The 16,271-nt window shown below is 72.6% G+C and carries 11 protein-coding genes; 5 read left to right on the top strand and 6 right to left on the bottom strand.

Annotated elements, in window-relative coordinates; genetic code table 11:
- Positions 1–13: 13 nt before the first annotated feature.
- The 6 genes from IE257_RS08400 to IE257_RS08375 all read right to left on the bottom strand — a co-directional run bounded on the left by IE257_RS08400 (position 14) and on the right by IE257_RS08375 (position 6,580).
- Complete coding sequence (locus IE257_RS08400; protein ID WP_189966345.1) at positions 14–1,807, bottom strand: ABC transporter ATP-binding protein; 1,794 nt, start codon at positions 1,805–1,807, stop codon at positions 14–16.
- Positions 1,804–2,862: an iron-siderophore ABC transporter substrate-binding protein gene (locus IE257_RS08395; RefSeq protein ID WP_189966343.1), complete on the bottom strand. Its 1,059-nt coding sequence runs from the start codon at positions 2,860–2,862 to the stop codon at positions 1,804–1,806. The genes IE257_RS08400 and IE257_RS08395 overlap by 4 nt, the downstream gene beginning before the upstream one ends.
- A gap of 114 nt (positions 2,863–2,976) precedes the next feature.
- Positions 2,977–3,831 (bottom strand): ABC transporter ATP-binding protein, encoded by an 855-nt coding sequence (locus IE257_RS08390; protein ID WP_189966341.1) that lies wholly within the window; start codon positions 3,829–3,831, stop codon positions 2,977–2,979.
- A gap of 58 nt (positions 3,832–3,889) precedes the next feature.
- Positions 3,890–4,951: a FecCD family ABC transporter permease gene (locus IE257_RS08385; RefSeq protein WP_189966339.1), complete on the bottom strand. Its 1,062-nt coding sequence runs from the start codon at positions 4,949–4,951 to the stop codon at positions 3,890–3,892.
- Positions 4,948–6,006: a FecCD family ABC transporter permease gene (locus IE257_RS08380; RefSeq protein ID WP_189966337.1), complete on the bottom strand. Its 1,059-nt coding sequence runs from the start codon at positions 6,004–6,006 to the stop codon at positions 4,948–4,950. The genes IE257_RS08385 and IE257_RS08380 overlap by 4 nt, the downstream gene beginning before the upstream one ends.
- A gap of 298 nt (positions 6,007–6,304) precedes the next feature.
- Positions 6,305–6,580 (bottom strand): isoamylase early set domain-containing protein, encoded by a 276-nt coding sequence (locus tag IE257_RS08375; RefSeq protein ID WP_033225103.1) that lies wholly within the window; start codon positions 6,578–6,580, stop codon positions 6,305–6,307.
- 313 nt (positions 6,581–6,893) lie between these two features.
- Between IE257_RS08375 and IE257_RS08370 the strand changes: the two genes are divergently transcribed.
- The 5 genes from IE257_RS08370 (at position 6,894) to IE257_RS08350 (ending at position 16,236) form a co-directional block, all read left to right on the top strand.
- The gene (locus tag IE257_RS08370; protein ID WP_189966335.1) at positions 6,894–7,373 is read left to right on the top strand and encodes an MMPL family transporter; all 480 of its coding nucleotides are present in this window, start codon (positions 6,894–6,896) and stop codon (positions 7,371–7,373) included.
- Positions 7,370–8,422, top strand: a complete 1,053-nt coding sequence (locus IE257_RS08365) for an MMPL family transporter (RefSeq protein WP_189966334.1) — start codon at positions 7,370–7,372, stop codon at positions 8,420–8,422. Before IE257_RS08370 ends, IE257_RS08365 begins: the two co-directional genes overlap by 4 nt.
- A 53-nt stretch (positions 8,423–8,475) precedes the next feature.
- A complete protein-coding gene (locus tag IE257_RS08360; RefSeq protein ID WP_209468368.1) occupies positions 8,476–13,206 on the top strand; it encodes a type I polyketide synthase in 4,731 nt (1,576 codons plus the stop codon).
- Positions 13,207–13,362: 156 nt separating this feature from the next.
- Positions 13,363–15,804, top strand: coding sequence for a SpoIIE family protein phosphatase (locus tag IE257_RS08355; RefSeq protein ID WP_189966332.1), 2,442 nt, complete (start codon positions 13,363–13,365; stop codon positions 15,802–15,804).
- A gap of 189 nt (positions 15,805–15,993) precedes the next feature.
- Positions 15,994–16,236, top strand: coding sequence for a response regulator transcription factor (locus IE257_RS08350; protein ID WP_189966330.1), 243 nt, complete (start codon positions 15,994–15,996; stop codon positions 16,234–16,236).
- The last annotated feature ends 35 nt before the right edge of the window (positions 16,237–16,271 follow it).

Raw genomic sequence — 16,271 nt, 5'->3', positions numbered from 1 at the left:
AAGAGCCGGCCGGCTAGCTGCCTTCCCGCCAGGCCCGCCACAGTCGTGCGTAGCGGCCGCCGAGGGCCACCAGCTCCTCGTGCGTGCCCTGCTCCACGACGCGCCCCGCGTCCAGTACGGCGATCCGGTCCGCCGCCATCGCCTGGGTGAGCCGGTGTGCCACGAACAGCGTGGTCCGGCCCGCACAGGCGGCCAGGACGGCCCGCTCCAGCTCGGCCGCGCCCTCGCTGCCCGCCTCCGCCGTGGACTCGTCGAGTACCACCACCGGTGTCCGGCCCAGCACCAGCCGGGCCAGCGCGACGTGCGCGACCTTGGTGACGTCGAGGCGTTCACCGCCCTCGCCGACTAGGGTGTTCACCCCTTCGGGCAGCGCGTCGACCCATCCGTCGGCCCCGACCGTCCGCAGGGCGTGCCGCAGCTCGGCATCGCTCGCCTCCGGAGCGGCCAGCCGCAGGTCGTCCGCGAGCGGGCCGGAGAACACGTGCGTCTCCTGCGTCAGGATGCTCACCAGGGCCCGTGCCCCGGCCTCGTCCAGACCGGCGAGGTCGGTGGACCCTATGCGCACCGACCCGGTCAGCGGAGTGCCGATGCCCGCGATCAGGGCCGCCAGGGTCGACTTGCCCGCGCCCGTCGCCCCGACCAGCGCGAGCGAACCGCCCGCCGGGATCGTGAGGTCGACGTCCCGTACGACCGGCTCCTCGGAGTCGGGATAGCGGAACGTCAGCCCGCGCACCGTCACGGGCACCGGGTCCGGCAGGTCCGCGGCCCGTGCCGCGGCCAGTGCGCCCACCAGCCGGTCCTCCGCGTCCTCCTCCAGCACTCCGACGAGGCGGGTCAGGCTCGCGCCGGACTTCTGGGCCTCGTCGAAGGTGAACATGATGGAGCCGAGCGGGGTGAAGAGCCGGTGGAACAGCAGCGGGGCCGCGGACACCTCGCCGAGGGTCGCGGCGTCGGCCTCCAGCAGGGCGTAGCCCACCACGATGATGAGGGTCAGCCCGATGAACTCGGCGCGGTTCTCCCGGCCGACGAAGCGGCCGAAGAGCCGGAACACCTCGATGCCGAGCTCGCGCACCCGCCACGACTCCCGGGTGACCTTCTCGCGGACGGCACCTTCGAGGCGGTAGGCCCGGACCGTGTCGATCCCGTTCAGTCCGCTGATCAGGGCCTGTGCACGGTCGGCCTGAGCCGCCCGCTGCTTCCGGTAGAGGGGGGCGGAGCGGGGCAGGTACCAGCGCAGGGCCAGCCCGTACGCGGGCAGGGCGCAGGCGCCGGCCAGTCCGAGCCGCCAGTCGAGGCCGAACATGCCGAGCGTGGCGATGACGACCAGCACGCCCGCCGAGAACACGGTGGGCACGGCCGTTCTGATGCCCTTGGACAGGACGGCCACGTCGTCACCGACCCGCGAGAGCACGTCTCCCCGGCCCACCTGCTCGATCCGTGCGCTCGGCATGCCGAGCACCGCCCGGACGGCGCCTTCGCGCAGCCGGGCGAGCAGGTCCGCGCCGAGGCGCCCGATGAGGTACGTCGACAGGGCGGTGGCCGCCGCGCCGAGGAGCGCGGCGGCCACCATCAACACCCCGGTCGTCGCCAGGATCGAGCGCGGTCCGCCGGCGACCACCCCGTCGACGACCCGGCCGAGCAGGAGCAGCGGGAGCACCTGGAGCGCCGCCCCGGCCACCGTGGTGAACACGGTGGCGAAGGTCAGCCACGGCACCTCGCGACAGTGCGTCACGACCCAGCGGGTGGCCTCGCGTCCGGTCGTCGTGCGCAGGGTCGACGGGGCGACGCGCGTGGCGGTGGTGCTCACATCTGACCGACCGACTTGACGAGTTCGTCGATCGCGTACGGCAGGGAGAGCAGGGTGCCCTGGGACATGGCCGCGCCGACGGCCGGGCCCTCGCTGTCGAGGAGGTAGGAGACCTTGCCGTTCTTGACCGCGTTCAGGTTGGTGAACAGCTGGAACTTCTTCAGTGCTTCCTGGTCCGCCTTGTCGGCGATGACGAAGAGGCGGTCGACGTCGACGAGGTCCATGCGCTCGGGGGAGAGCGTCGTGTAGAACTTGCCGTCCGCGATCTTGTCGATTTCGGTCTGGCCCTTGTAGCCGATGCCGGTCACCAGCCGTCCGCGCACGTCGGTGGTGGTGAACGGGGCCACGGAGTCCTTGTACCAGGACAGCGGGACGGCCGTCTGGTTCGCGAACTCGGGGTGGGCCTTCTTGGCCGCGTCGAGCTTGTCCTGAATGCCCTTCACCAGCTCGGTGCCCCGGGTCTCCTGGCCGAGCGCCTTGGCGATGTGGACGGCGTTGTCCTGCCAGGGAGCGCTGAACGGCTCCTTCTCGGCCTTGGTGCGGCCCACCGTGGGTGCGATCTTGGAGAGCTTGTCGTAACCCGCCTGGTCGATCTCGGAGTACACCGCGATGATCAGGTCCGGCCGCAGGGCCGCGATCTTCTCGTAGTTCGGCCCGGTGTCACCGTTGTTCATGATGACCTCGGGGCGGGTGTCGCCCCACTTGTCCTTCACCCAGGGCCACTGGGTGTTGATGTCGGGGGACGTGCCCGGCGGGTTCGGGTACTGGTCGACCATGCCGACCGGCTTGATGCCGAGCGCCAGGATGGCCTGGTCGTCGGTGTATCCGACCGAGACGACCCGCTGGGCCTTCTCGACCTTCGTGGATCCGAACGCGTGCTCCACGGTGACCGGGAACGTGCCGCCGGCGGCGGGCGCGTTGTCGCTCTTCTTGTCCGCCTTGTCCGCGGAGTCCGAACCGCATCCGGCAAGGAGTCCCACGCCGAGGGTCGCGGTGGACAGTACCGCCGCCCACCTCCGCCAGGGCCTCGTACGTGTTGTTGGCTTGAGAAGCATCCGAATCCCTTGCTTTCGTGCCGTCCGTTGCGGTCCCGCCCCCGAGGGCAGCCAAACCCTACCGCGCTCAAGTGAGGCTAGCCTAGCCTTACTTGCGCCGTAACTTTGTTTGATCTAGAGGGTGCTCTGTTCATCGAGCCGCACATGGGTGCGCCCGATGGGAACGATGAGGGGCCGGTCCCCCACCGGGTCGTCGATCACCTTGGCGCGCAGCCCGAACGCCTCGTACAACAGCTCGGCGGTGATCACGTCACGGGGATGCCCCTGCGCGAGGATCGAACCGGCCTTCATCACGATGAGGTTGTCGCTGTAGCGCGTGGCCAGATTGAGGTCGTGCAGCACCAGCACCACGGTGCAGCCCGACTCGTGCAGGTCGTCCACCAGGTCGAGTACGTCGATCGCGTGCGCCAGGTCCAGATAGGTGGTCGGCTCGTCCAGCAGCAGCAGGTCCGTGCCCTGAGCCAGCGTCATCGAGATCCAGACGCGCTGGCGCTGCCCGCCGGACAGCGCGTCGACGGGGCGGTCGGCCAGATCGGAGACCCCGGTCATCGCCAGGGCGCGTGCCACGACGTCGGCGTCGTCCGAGGACCACTGGCGCAGCCAACTCTGGTGCGGATGGCGGCCCCTGGCGACGAGGTCGGCCACCGTGAGCCCTTCCGGAGCGACCGGCGCCTGCGGCAGCAGGCCGAGCTTCTTCGCCACCTCGCGGGTCCTGAGCCTGCCGATGTCCTCGCCGTCCAGTACGACCGTTCCGCTGGTCGGCCTGAGCAGCCGCGACAGGGTCCGCAGGAGCGTCGACTTCCCGCATCCGTTGGAGCCGATGATCGTCGTGATCACCCGCGGCGGGATCGACACGTGGAGATCGTCGATGACGGCCCTGCCGCCGTACCCGACCGTGACCCCTCTGGCCGCCAGCCGCGAGGTCCCCGCTCCCCCGGACTCGATCCCGGCGATCTGCTGTACGGCCACAACTCCCCCTGAAGTAGGCATGTCTGAAGAGGTATCGAGAGGCATTGAGAGGTATCGGCTAGCGGAGGTTGGCCCGCACCAGCAGATGGATGAGGAAGGGGCCGCCGATCGCGGCCGTCACCACGCCCACCGGGAGGGTGATCGGCAGTGCCGTACGGGCGATCAGGTCCGCGCCGATCAGCAGCAGGGCTCCCACCAACCCGGAGGCGGCCATCGGTGGCGTCGGGCACTTCGCCAGGCGCATCGCCACCTGCGGCGCCACCAGCGCGACGAACGGGACCGGGCCGGCCGCGCTCACCGCCACGCCGGCCAGCAGGACAGCGCACAGCAGCAGCACCGCCCGCACCCTCGTGCAGCGGACGCCGAGGCCCGCCGCCACGTCGTCGCCGAGGTGCAGCGGCTTGAACTGGAAGGCGACGCCCGTCACGACGACCAGCAGGGCCAGGGTGCCCCACAGCGCGACGCCCACGTCGTCCCACGACCGGTTGTCCAGCGAGCCGATCAGCCAGGCCTGGGCCCGGGCCACGTCCCTGATGTCGGCCGTGACCAGCAGCCAGGTCGTAATGGCCTCCATGACGGCGCTCACCGAGATGCCGATGAGGATGAGCCGGAAACCGTCGATCCCGCGCCGCCACGCCAGGAAGTACACGAGGAGGCCCGTGCCGAGGCCGCCCGCGAGCGCCGCCCCGGACAGGCCCACGGAGCTGACGACCGCCGCGGCGGTTCCGCCCGACACCGTCACCAGGAACACCGCGACCGCGCCGGCGCCCCCGGTGACCCCCAGGATGTCCGGGCTGGCCAGCGGGTTGCGCGCGATGGACTGGGTGATCGCTCCGGACACCCCCAGCGCCACCCCCACGACCAGCCCGGCCAGGGCGCGCGGCATCCGCAGGTCCATGATCACGAATTTGTCGACCTGTTCACCCCCGCCGAGGATCGTGGCGATCACCCGGGACAGGCCGATGGGGAAGTCCCCGACGCCGATGGACAGGCAGAACACGAGGAAGGCGGCCGCCGCGAGCAACAGCGTCACGCACAGCACCCACGGCCGCCACACGAAAGAGACCCGGCCGAGCCGCACGCCCGGCGTCACCGAGGCCTTCACGTCGGTCCCGGTCATGCGCTCTTGAACTTTCCGCGCCACACCAGAACCGCGAAGAACGGGGCTCCGAGGAGGGCCACGACCACACCCGCGTCCAGTTCCCCCGGTCGCACCAGCAGCCTCCCCGCCATGTCGCACACCAACAGGACGATGGCGCCGAGGAGACCCGCGCAGGGCACCAGCCACCGGTAGTCCGGCCCGGTCAGGTACCGGGCCAGGTGGGCCACCATCAGGCCGAGGAAGGCGATGGGGCCGCACGCCGCCGTCGCCGCCCCCGCCAGCAGGGTGATGGCGACGATGCCGACGGTCCGGCTCAGTGCGATGTTCACCCCCAGCCCCCGTGCGACGTCGTCGCCGAGGTTGAGCAGGTTCAGGGCCGGCAGCGTGATCAGGGCCAGCACCAGACCGACGGCGACGAAGGCGGCCACCGGCCGGATGATGCCGAATCCGACGCCGGCCACGGAGCCCGCGTTCCAGAAGCGCAGGGCGTTCAGGGAGGCCTTGTCCGACAGCGCGACCGCCGTCGTCATCGCGGCCAGGAACACCGTGACCCCCTGCCCGGCCAGTGCGAGGGTCAACGGATTGCCGGCGCCCCGGCCGATGCTCGCCAGCCCGAAGACGATGACACCGGCGACCGCGGCGCCCAGGAAGGCGAACCAGACGTACTGGAAGGGGTCGGCGAAGCCGAAGAGGGCGATCACCAGCACCACGGCGAACGAGGCGCCGGAGTTGACCCCCAGCAGGCCGGTGTCGGCGATCGGGTTGCGCGTGTACCCCTGGATCAGCGCCCCGCCGACCCCCAGGGCCGTGCCCGCCACGACCGCGAGCACCGTGCGGGGCACCCGTACGGTACGCACGATGAGCCGTATCTCGGTCAGCCGCTGATCGGGATCCGGCGGTGCCACCAGCCCGCGCCACACCTCGCCGGGGGTCAGCGCACGCGCGCCGACGGCCAGCGAGAGCACCATGGCGACCAGGAGGACCAGAACCAGGATGACCGAACCGGCAACCCGCCGCCGACGGGCCTCCGTTACGCCCCTGGGCACGGGGCGTTCCACTGCGATCGTGCCCATGTTGCTCTACGTCATCCCTTCGAGCCGCCGGGGCGAAGCATGGTGTCAGCGGGCCGTAACTTAGGCAAAGCTAAGCTGATTCCATGGCGGGCTGTCGATAGACAAATCGGGCAGTCAGGAGCCGGAGGCCGTCAACTCGCCCCCAAATATGCACTGCTGAACGATTAGCTTAGCCTAACCTTACCTTGACGTTGCGGCGCATGCGTCACCCGGGGCACGGCAGCAGCGCGCCCCGGCCGCCGCCCCGGCTGCGGGGTCGACGACCGGGGCGCGCCCGGCCCTCGGGGAGTGAAGGCCCTCAGGTGTGCAGACGGCTGTTGGGGCCGTCCTGGTCCCCGGCGCTCTCGTCGTTGAACCAGTAGTCCCCGGCGGCCAGATACCGGAACGAGTGCGTGCTCCTGCTGGGCAGTTCGACGGTCACGGCGCGCTTGCCGTCCTTCCGGCGGGCCAGGGTGTGGACACCGGGCTGCCAGTCGTTGAAGTCGCCCACCACGCTGACCGGCCCCGGCGGGGTGTCCACGGGCAGGATGAAGGTGACCTCGGTGCGGTCCTTGCGCAGCTTGCGCTCCAGCATGGTGAGCTCCTGACAACGGCAGTGGGGGTGGTACGCCGCCATAGTCGGCGGCGGACGCACCGGACGCACCCCGGCGCCGCCACTCCCGTCGCGGACCCACCACATCGAGTGACCCGTCGGCACGGCTTGTCACCCTGCGTGTCGGCGGGCGGTCCCGGACACCGCAGCCCCCGCTCCTGTCAAGGCACGTATGGCCGGGGCTACGGCCCCGTCCCGCCCGCGGGCACGGTGGATAGCGACCTTCCTGCGCGAGAGCAGGAACGCATCGCGTCCGCCATCGGAGGCATCCATGTTCCGCCGCGCAGGGGCTTTCGTGACCCGTAGCCCCCGACTCGTCCTCGCCGCCGCGCTCCTGTTCCTCGTCGTGTCCGTCCTGTTCGGTACGGACGCCACCGGCCGGCTGAAGACCCAGGGCTACGACGATCCGCGCTCCGGATCCAGCCGCGCGGCGGTCGCACTCGCCACACTGCTGGTGTTCCCGCCGTACTTCCTGCGCTCCTTCGCCTACGCGGGCATCGCCGTGGTGGTGATCGCGGCGGTGAGCGCCGTGACCGTCCTGCCCGCCCTGCCCGCCCTGCTCGCGCTGCTCGGCAAGCGGGTCAACGCCTGGGCCGTGCCGTGGCGCCGCCGGGTCCGCTCCGGGTCCCGGTCCGGCTTCTGGGAGGAGCTGGCGCGGATCGTCGTACGCCGCCCGCTGATCGCGGCGCTGCCCGTGACGGGCCTGCTGGTGCTGCTCGCGGCGCCCTTCGCGCAGCCGACTTCGCCACCCCCGACGACCGGGCGCTGCCCGTGAGCGCGTCGAGTCGCCAGACCGGTGACCTGGTGCGCGACCGGTTCGACATGGCGGGCTCCAGTGCGCTGACGGTCGTCACCACCGCCGACGCCTCCCCGCAGGCGCGCGAGGACCACGCCCGCAGGCTGTCCGCCCTCCCGCAGGTCGCCCAGGTCACGGGCCCCGACGGCGTGTTCCGCGGCGGAGCGCGGGCAGTGGTCCCCGGCCCCGCCGGATCGCAGGCCCGGCCGCCCGCCGGTGACGGCCCGGTCCAGCTCTCCGTGGTGCCGCGGGTCGACCCCCGGTCGCACGCCGCCCAGCAGCTCGTCCGCGAGATCCGCGCGATCGCCGCCCCGGCGGGCACCGAGGCCCTGGTCGGCGGACCGAGCGCGGTCCTGGTCGACGCCAAGGCCACCGTGGGCGACCGGTTCCCGCTGGCACTCGCCCTGATCACCGTCACCACCTTCGCGCTGCTGCTCGGCTTCACGCGCAGCCTGCTCCTGCCGCTGAAGGCCATCGCACTGAACGGGCTGAGCCTCGCGGCCGTCCTCGGCGCCATGGTGTGGGTCTTCCAGTCGGGTCACCTGCACGAACTGCTCGGCTTCACCCCGGGACCCCTCAGCACGACCATGCCGGTCCTGCTGTTCTGCATCGTGTTCGGGCTCTCGGTGGACTACGAGGTGTTCGTCCTCGCCCGCATCAAGGAGGCGCACGACGCCGGGCAGGACAACGCCCGCTCGATCGTCTCGGGCATGGCCCGCACGGGCGGCATCGTGACCACCGCGGGCGCCCTGCTCGCCTTCACCCTCCTGAGCTTCGGCACCTCGCAGGTCTTCCTCCTGCAGTTCTTCGGGATCGGTGCGGGCCTCGGCGTCCTCCTCGACGCCACGCTCGTCCGGGGCGTCCCCGTCCCGGCGCTCATGCGCCTGGCGGGCGGCCTGAACTGGTGGGCCCCACCTCCCCTGCGGCCCGCGGGACCGAGCCCGGCGCCCCGTCCTCCCCCGGCCCCCGTCCGGAGGTGTCCCACGGCCCGGCCCGCCCTCCGCAACCCCGCCCGCGCGCGCCACTGACCAGCGGCGCGCCCCCCGCCCCGCTCCCCGCCTCACGACAAGGAAGACCTCCCATGACCGACATCGCCATCACCGGACTCGGCTGCCGCTTCCCCGGCGCACCCGACATCAGCGCCTACTGGAAGCTCCTGCTGAGCGGGGAACGTCAGTTCGCCGCCGTCCCGAAGGAGCGCTGGAACCACGAGGCCTTCCACGAACCCGGCGATCCTTCGGCCCCCCACGCCGCGTACACCGACCAGGTCGCCTTCCTCGACGACGTGGACCGCTTCGACGCGTCGCACTACGGCGTACCGCCCGCGCGCGCCCGGGCCATGGACCCGCAGCACCGCCTGCTGCTCGACGTCACCCGCGAGGCCCTGGACGACGCGGGGCTGGGCCGGGGCGACTTCGACCGGGAGAACACCGGGGTCTTCTGCGGACTGTCGGTGTCCGACTACAAGGACCTCATGTCGGCCCCCATCCGGGCCATCGCCCTGGCCGACGACGCAGGGCAGGCGACGGCGGAGCACCGCGGTGTCCTCGACGCCGTCCGGGAGCACGCGGAGGCACTCGGCAGCGTCCAGGCGTTCAGCCTGCCGGGCAGCCTGCTCAACATGGCTCCCGGCACCGTCAGCCGGCACTTCGACCTCGGCGGGCCCAGCTTCGCCGTCGACGCCGCCTGTTCCGGCTCGCTGGTCGCCCTGGACCAGGCCGTGGCGCAACTGCGCCAGGGCGGCTGCCGGATCGCCGTCGTCGGCGGCGTGTACCTCAACCTCACGCCCGACGGCCTGATCGGTTTCTCCACGCTCCGGGCGCTGTCCGCCACCGGGGTCTGCCGCCCCTTCGACGAGGGTGCCGACGGATTCGTCCTCGGCGAGGGCGCCGGCGCCGTCGTCGTACGGCCGCTCGACGACGCGCTCGCCGCGGGCGACCGGGTCTACGCGGTGATCAGGGGCATCGGCTCCGCCAATGACGGCGCGTCCCCCGGACCGCTCGCACCCGCTCCCGAGGGCCAGCTGCGTGCCATGCGCCGGGCCTACGAAGACGCCGGCCTCGCCCCGTCCACCGTGGGCTTCCTGGAGGCCCACGGCACCGGTACCGTCACCGGCGACCTCGTGGAGGTGGAGGCGCTGCGCCGGCTGCGCACCGAGTACCCCGACGACGACCCCTCGCTGTGCTACCTCGGCGCCGGCAAGGCCCTCATCGGGCACTCCCTGTCCGCGGCCGGCATCGCCGGGCTGATCAAGACGGCCCTGGTGGTCCACCACCGCACGATCGTTCCGCAGCCGAGGACCGTCGCCCGTCCGGACCTGGACATCGACACCTCGGGCCTGCGCCTCGCCGACGGCCCTCGGCCCTTTCCGACCTCCGGCGCTCCGCGCCGGGCCGCCGTCAGTTCGTTCGGATTCGGCGGGACGAACGTCCACGTGGTTCTGGAGGAGCGGCCCGCCCCCGCCCGAGCCACCGCCCCCGCCCCCGCCCCCGACGGCCCTGCGGAACCCGGCGGGGCCGCCGGACCGCAGCTCGTCCTGCTCTCGGCCGGCGACCCCGGGCTGCTGGACCAGCACATCGGCGACGTTCTCGACGCACTCGACACGGCGGACTCCGCCCCGCTGGCGGCCGTGGCCCACACCCTCGGCTCCCGCCGGCCGCTGACGGCCCGGCTCGCGATCGTGGCCGACGACACGGAGGCGTTCGTCCGGCGGCTGCGCCGCGCGCGCCGGCAGCTCGCCGCCGGGGACCGCGGCGACCTCGGCGACGGCGCCTTCGCCGCCGACGCTCCACTGCCGGCCGACCGGCGCCGCCTCGCCCTCCTCTTCCCCGGCCAGGGCAGCCAGCGGCCGAACATGATGCGGGACCTCTACGAGAGGTTCCCGGGCTTCCGGGCGACCGTCGACGCCCTCGGCGCCGCGGCCCGCCGGGACAGCGGCTTCGACCTGGTCGACCTGTTGTACGGCGGGACGCCCGGCACCGACGGCGACACCGGGTCCGAGGCCGTGTCCGGAGCCGGGGGCGGGGGCGGGGGCGGGAGCGGGGCTGCGGCCGTGGTCGGCGCCGGGGACGGGGAGCTCGGGCACCGCCTCGCCTCGACCGAGGTGTGCCAGCCGCTGCTCGGTACCGTCCAGATCGCCGCCACCCGGCTCCTCGCCGACCTCGGAGTCCGGCCCGACCTGGTCCTCGGCCACAGCGTCGGGGAGTTCGCGGCGGCCGCGGCGGCCGGCGCCCTCACCGCGGAGGACACCGTGCGACTGCTGGTCCACCGGGGTGCGACCCTGCGGGAGACCGAGAGCGGGCTGCGCGGCGGGATGCTCGCCGTGCAGACCAACAAGGAGACCTGCCGCCGGCTGGTGACCGGCATCGACGACGTGTGGCTCGCCTGCTTCAACCAGCCGCGGCAGGTCGTCGTCAGCGGTACGCCGCACGGGCTCGCCGCGATGCGGCAGGCCTGCGCCGAGGCGGGCGTCGTCACGGTGGCGCTCGACGTGTCGAACGCCTTCCACTCGCCGCGGCTCGCCGCCGCCGACGAGAGGATGCGCGCGGACCTCGCCGGCCGCCCCGTGAGCAGCCCGGTCCTGCCGTTCGTGTCGTCCGTGAGCGCAGACCTGTGCACCGATCCCGGGCGGCTGCGCGAGCTGTGGGCCCGCCACGCGTCCGCGCCGGTCCGGTTCGACGATGCCGTGCGTACCGCCTACCGCCAGGGGGGCCGGATATTCCTCCAGGTGACCGGCGGCAACTCATTGCTGACCTCGGTGCGGCGCAGCCTCGCCGACCGCGGCGACACACACGTCGTCGCCGTCACCGGGGAGGCTCCGGACGGCGCCCGCAGCCTCGTACGGGCCCTCGCCCGGCTCGCGGTCCTGGGCGTGGCCGTCGACCCGCGCGCCCTGGTTCCCCGGGAGGAGCGCCGCCTGCTCGACCTGCCGGTGGCGAGGCTCGCCACCCGGTCCTACTGGGTGCCTCGCGGGCGCTCCCGGAAGACGGACGAGTCGACGCACCGCCCGATGGACGAACTGCTGCGGCTGGTGCAACAGCAGACGGCGCTGCTGGCCCGCCTCGCCGGCGCGCTCCCGGAGCGGAGCCCCGCCGCGCCGGCGGCCGCTCCGGCCGCACCCCCGTCCGCCGCTCCCGTCGGCGTTCCTCTTGACGTTCCCGTGGACGAGGATCCGGCACCGCCCGGGGAGCTCACCGGGATCAGGGAGACCGTGCTCGCACACGTGGCCCGGGTCAGTGCCTTCCCGGTGGCTCATCTGCACGACGACCAGCTGCTGGTCGACGACCTCGGCTTCGACTCGCTGATGCTGACCGACCTGTTCACCACCCTCGGACAGCAGTGGCCGCAGTGGACCTACGACGAGACGGTCACCGACCGGCCGACCGTCGGAGCGATCGCCGCGATGATCGCGGCCGGATGCCCGGACGCCGTACCGACTGCCCTCCCCGAGCAGCGCTCCGGAGACGGCGAGGGCCAGGCGCCCGATCCTGCCCACGAACCCGCCCCGGACCGGGCGCCGGATCCGGATCCGGATCGGGCGCCGGCTCCGGCTCCGGCTCCGGCTCCGGCTCCGGCAGCCACCGCGCCGCCCGAGGAGCACACGCGGATCGAGTGCTTCCCCGAGGTCGTCGCCCACAGCGAGCGCATCGCCGCCCTGTCCGGGCTGGGGCTGCCCAATCCGTACTTCCTCGTCCACCAGGGCGGCATGACGGACACGACCGTCGTCGACGGCCGGGAGCTCCTCTCCTTCTCCAGCTACAACTACCTGGGCCTGGCGACCCACCCGCAGGTGAGCGCGGCGGCCCGGGAGGCAACGGAGCGCTTCGGGACCTCGGTGTCGGCCAGCCGGCTCCTGTCCGGCAGCCGCCCGCTCCACCTGGAACTGGAGAACGAGCTCGCCGACCTGCTCGGATGCGAGGCGGCGATCACCCTGGCCAACGGTCACGCCACCAACGTCACCGTGATCGGGCACCTCGTCGGACCCGGGGACCTCGTCGTCCACGACGCCCTCGCCCACGACAGCATCCTGCAGGGGTGCAGGCTCTCCGGCGCGACCCGGCGGCCCTTCCCCCACAACGACGCGGCCGCCCTCGACGCCCTGCTGACGCAGGTCCGCGGCGAGTACCGACGGGTCCTCGTCGTCGTCGAGGGCGTGTACAGCATGGACGGGGACATCGCCGACCTGCCCGCCCTGGTCGAGGTCAAGCACCGGCACGGCTGCCTGCTGATGATCGACGAGGCGCACAGCATCGGGACCATCGGCCGGACGGGGCGCGGCATCGGCGAGCACTTCGACATCGACCGCACGGCCGTCGACCTGTGGTCGGGCACCCTGTCCAAGGCCCTGGCGAGCTGCGGCGGCTACGTCGCGGGGAGCCGCCCGGTCGTGGAGTACCTTCGCTACACCGTCCCCGGCTTCGTCTACAGCGCCGGAATGACCCCGGCCGACACCGCGGCGTCCCTGAGCGCCCTGCGCATGCTGCGTACCGAGCCGGAGCGCGTGGCGCGTCTCGCGGAGAACGCGGCGCTGTTCGTCCACCTCGCGCGCGAGGCGGGCATCGACACCGGCGACAGCCACCGCACGCCGGTCGTCCCGTGCATCGTGGGGGACTCGCTGAAGACCCTGCGCCTCGCGGAGGCCCTGTTCCAGAAGGGCATCAGCGTCAACCCCATCCTCCATCCGGCGGTACCGGAGGAACTGGCCCGGCTGCGCTTCTTCGTCACGTACGACCACACGCCCGGCCGGATCAGGGAGGCCGTCGCCGCGCTGGCACGCGAGCTGCTGCTCCTCGACACGGCCACGGCCGCGTGACCACCGCCGTGCACACCGTCCTCCGGCCGTCCGCACAGGCCGTGTCCTGCGTTGGTGCTCCTTGCCCCGCTGGATCATCCTGGTCACAGGAGCGCCTGGCCGTGCGGGTCCCGTGGGACGGCGGCAGCGGAACGAGCGAGGGCGAGATGAGTGGCGATGGAGCGAGTTCCCACCTCTCCTGGTGAGCGGCCCGAGGAGACGGGCGCCTTCGAGTCGGCGTACACGGCCGCGGCCACGATCAACGAGGAGGGCATCGTCACCGAGTGGAGCGAGGGAGCCACCCGTCTGCTCGGCTACGTGCCGTCCGAGGTCGTGGGGCTGCCCGCCGCCCACCGGCTCGCCGATGTCCTCAGTGACGCGGCGAGCCGGGTTCCGTCCGGGCAGGAGCGGTGGAGCGGCACGGTGGCGTTGCGGCACCGGGACGGCCACCGGATCGAGGTGGCGTTGCTCGCGCACCGCTGGATGTCCAGCGGTGGGATCACCAAGTGGTTCGTGGTGTCCGCCGTCGGCGGCACGGGCCCCTCGCCCTGGGAGGAGCCGCTGAAGGAATGGGCCTTCACCCAGTCACCCTGCTTCCTGGCGATCTTCGATGCCGATCTGCGGCTGGTACGGGCGAATTCCGGCATGGAGCGCACCCTCTCCCTCACGGAGGCAGAGATGCGCGGGCTGCGGCTGCCGGAGATCGCGCCGGATCCGGTGAGCGACGAGACCGAGCGCAGGATGCGCCTGGCCCTGGAATCCGGTGAGCCGCAGTACATGGAGTCCTTCGTCCATCCGACGGGCGGCGGCGCGGATCACGGCTGGGCGACCTCGGTGGCGCCGTTGCGGGATCCGGACGGCCGGGTGCACGCCGTGTGCCTGGCCGCGCACGACCGGAGCGGGGTGGAGAGCGTCCAGCACCAGATGCTCCTGACGGACGAGATCGACAGCGAGGCCGCGCCCATCGGGACCACCCTGGACAGCGTGCGCACCGCACACGAACTGGCCGACGCCGCCGTCCCCCGGTTCGCCGACTTCGCGGTCGTCGACCTGCTGGAACCCCTTCCGCGCGGCGACGAGCCGTCCTCGGTCCCGGTGGACGGGCCGGTCACCGTGTGCCGCGCCGCGGCACGGTCGGTCCTCGACGGAACCCCGGAGTCCCAGGTCGCCGTCGGGGACACGACGAGCTATCCGCCGCTGTCCCCGCCCGTCGAGGCGCTGATCGCGGGCCGCGGCGCCGTGTACGGGGCGGCGGACCCGGCCCTCGCCCGGTGGGCCGCCGAGGACCCCGGGGCCGCCTGGATCGGCGAGTACGGGGCCCACTCGCTCATGGTGGTGCCGATGCGGGCCGGAGGGGGCTCGCTCGGTGTGGCCGTCTTCAGCCGCCACCGGCGGCGGGAGCCCTTCCGGCCGGAGGACCTGCGGGTGGCCGGGGAGCTCACGGCCCGGGCGGCCGCCGGCATCCGCAACGCGTACCGGTCCGGCCGCGAGCACACCACCACCATGACCCTGCAGCGCAGCCTGCTGCCGCACACGCTGCCCGATCAGGCAGCGCTGGAGATCGCCTCGCGCTACCTGCCCGCCGGCGGCGAGGCCGGGGTGGGCGGCGACTGGTTCGACGTGATCCCGCTGTCCGGTGCCCGGGTGGCGCTGGTCGTGGGTGATGTCGTGGGCCACGGCATCCGGGCCACCGCCACCATGGGCCGGCTGCGCACCGCGGTACGCACCCTCGCAGACGTGGACCTGGGCCCCGACGAGTTGCTCACCCACCTCGACGACCTCGTCATCCACCTGTCCGCCGACGAGGGCGACCAGGAGACCGGCGGGGAGACGGCCGGGGGCATCGGCACCACCTGCCTCTACGTGGTCTACGACCCGGTCATCCGCCGGTGCACGGTGGCCCGGGCCGGGCACCCGCCGCCCGCGGTGGTCTCCCCGGAGGGCTCCGTGTACCTGCTCGACGTCCCGGCCGGTCCGCCGCTGGGCCTGGGCGGCCTGCCCTTCGAGACGATCGAGGTCGAGCTGCCCGAGGGCAGCATCCTCGCCCTGTACACGGACGGTCTGCTACAGCCCCGCGACCACGACATCGACGAGGCGCTGGACAGCATGTTCGCGGCCCTCGTGCGGCCGGCGGACACCCTGGAGGCGGTCTGCGACCGGGTACTGACGACCATGCTGACGCACCGCCCGGACGACGACGTGGCCCTGCTCGTGGCCCGGACCCGGGGCCTGCACGCCGACCAGGTCGTCGTCTGGGACCTGCCCTCCGACCCTTCCGTCGTCGCCACGGCCCGGCGCCGGGCCACCGACCAGCTGACGGCCTGGGGACTGGACGAGGCCGCCTTCGTCACCGAGCTCCTGGTGAGTGAGCTGGTCACCAATGCCATCCGGTACGGCCAGCCGCCCATCCAGCTGCGGCTGATCCACGAGAAGAACAGCACCCTGATCTGCGAGGTCTCGGACGCGAGCAGTACCGCCCCGCACATGCGACGGGCCCGGACCTTCGACGAGGGCGGGCGGGGTCTGCTGCTGGTGGCCCAGCTCGCCCAGCGCTGGGGCACCCGGCACGCGGCCATCGGCAAGACCATCTGGGCCGAGCAGTCCCTCACCGGGTTCTGAGGACGCGTACAGGGCGGGGCGGTATGCACTGAAATGTTCCCTGTGACGCGCCTGTGACAGTTGACGGACACCTCCATGAAGTCGCGCCCACAAGCTCTTTAACAGGGACAAACACCGACATTCAGGTACGAGTCCCCTGCTTCCGAGGACGTGAGCAGTGATGACCAGACCGACCTGTCGGAGGAAATCATGACTCTCACCCTCACCGCCCCGCAGACCGAGACGCAGACCGAGGCCACCGTCCCCACGCTCGCCCCGCGCGAGCAGGAGGCCCTGCGACACATCGCCGCCGGCTGCACCTACCTGCAGGCCGCCCGTCAGATGGGGCTCTCGAAGCACACGGTCGACGCGTACCTGCGCCGCATCCGCGCCAAGCTGAACATCAACACCACGGCCGAGATGACCCGTCTGGCCATCTCCATGGGGCTGTGACGCACGCAGGCAACGAAGCGCCCGTAGCGGGCGGG

It is taken from the genome of Streptomyces avidinii (assembly GCF_014650695.1).
In the GTDB taxonomy this organism is placed as follows: domain Bacteria; phylum Actinomycetota; class Actinomycetes; order Streptomycetales; family Streptomycetaceae; genus Streptomyces; species Streptomyces avidinii.
This window is presented reverse-complemented; position numbering and strand designations above follow the sequence as displayed.

What these genes read in the sequence shown, in the direction of transcription:
- IE257_RS08395 (WP_189966343.1), bottom strand. Translation starts at nt 2,862, where the DNA reads ATGCTTCTCAAGCCAACAACACGTACGAGGCCCTGGCGGAGGTGGGCG.
- IE257_RS08360 (WP_209468368.1), top strand. Translation starts at nt 8,476, where the DNA reads ATGACCGACATCGCCATCACCGGACTCGGCTGCCGCTTCCCCGGCGCA.
- IE257_RS08385 (WP_189966339.1), bottom strand. Translation starts at nt 4,951, where the DNA reads ATGACCGGGACCGACGTGAAGGCCTCGGTGACGCCGGGCGTGCGGCTC.
- IE257_RS08355 (WP_189966332.1), top strand. Translation starts at nt 13,363, where the DNA reads ATGGAGCGAGTTCCCACCTCTCCTGGTGAGCGGCCCGAGGAGACGGGC.
- IE257_RS08350 (WP_189966330.1), top strand. Translation starts at nt 15,994, where the DNA reads ATGACTCTCACCCTCACCGCCCCGCAGACCGAGACGCAGACCGAGGCC.
- IE257_RS08375 (WP_033225103.1), bottom strand. Translation starts at nt 6,580, where the DNA reads ATGCTGGAGCGCAAGCTGCGCAAGGACCGCACCGAGGTCACCTTCATC.
- IE257_RS08380 (WP_189966337.1), bottom strand. Translation starts at nt 6,006, where the DNA reads ATGGGCACGATCGCAGTGGAACGCCCCGTGCCCAGGGGCGTAACGGAG.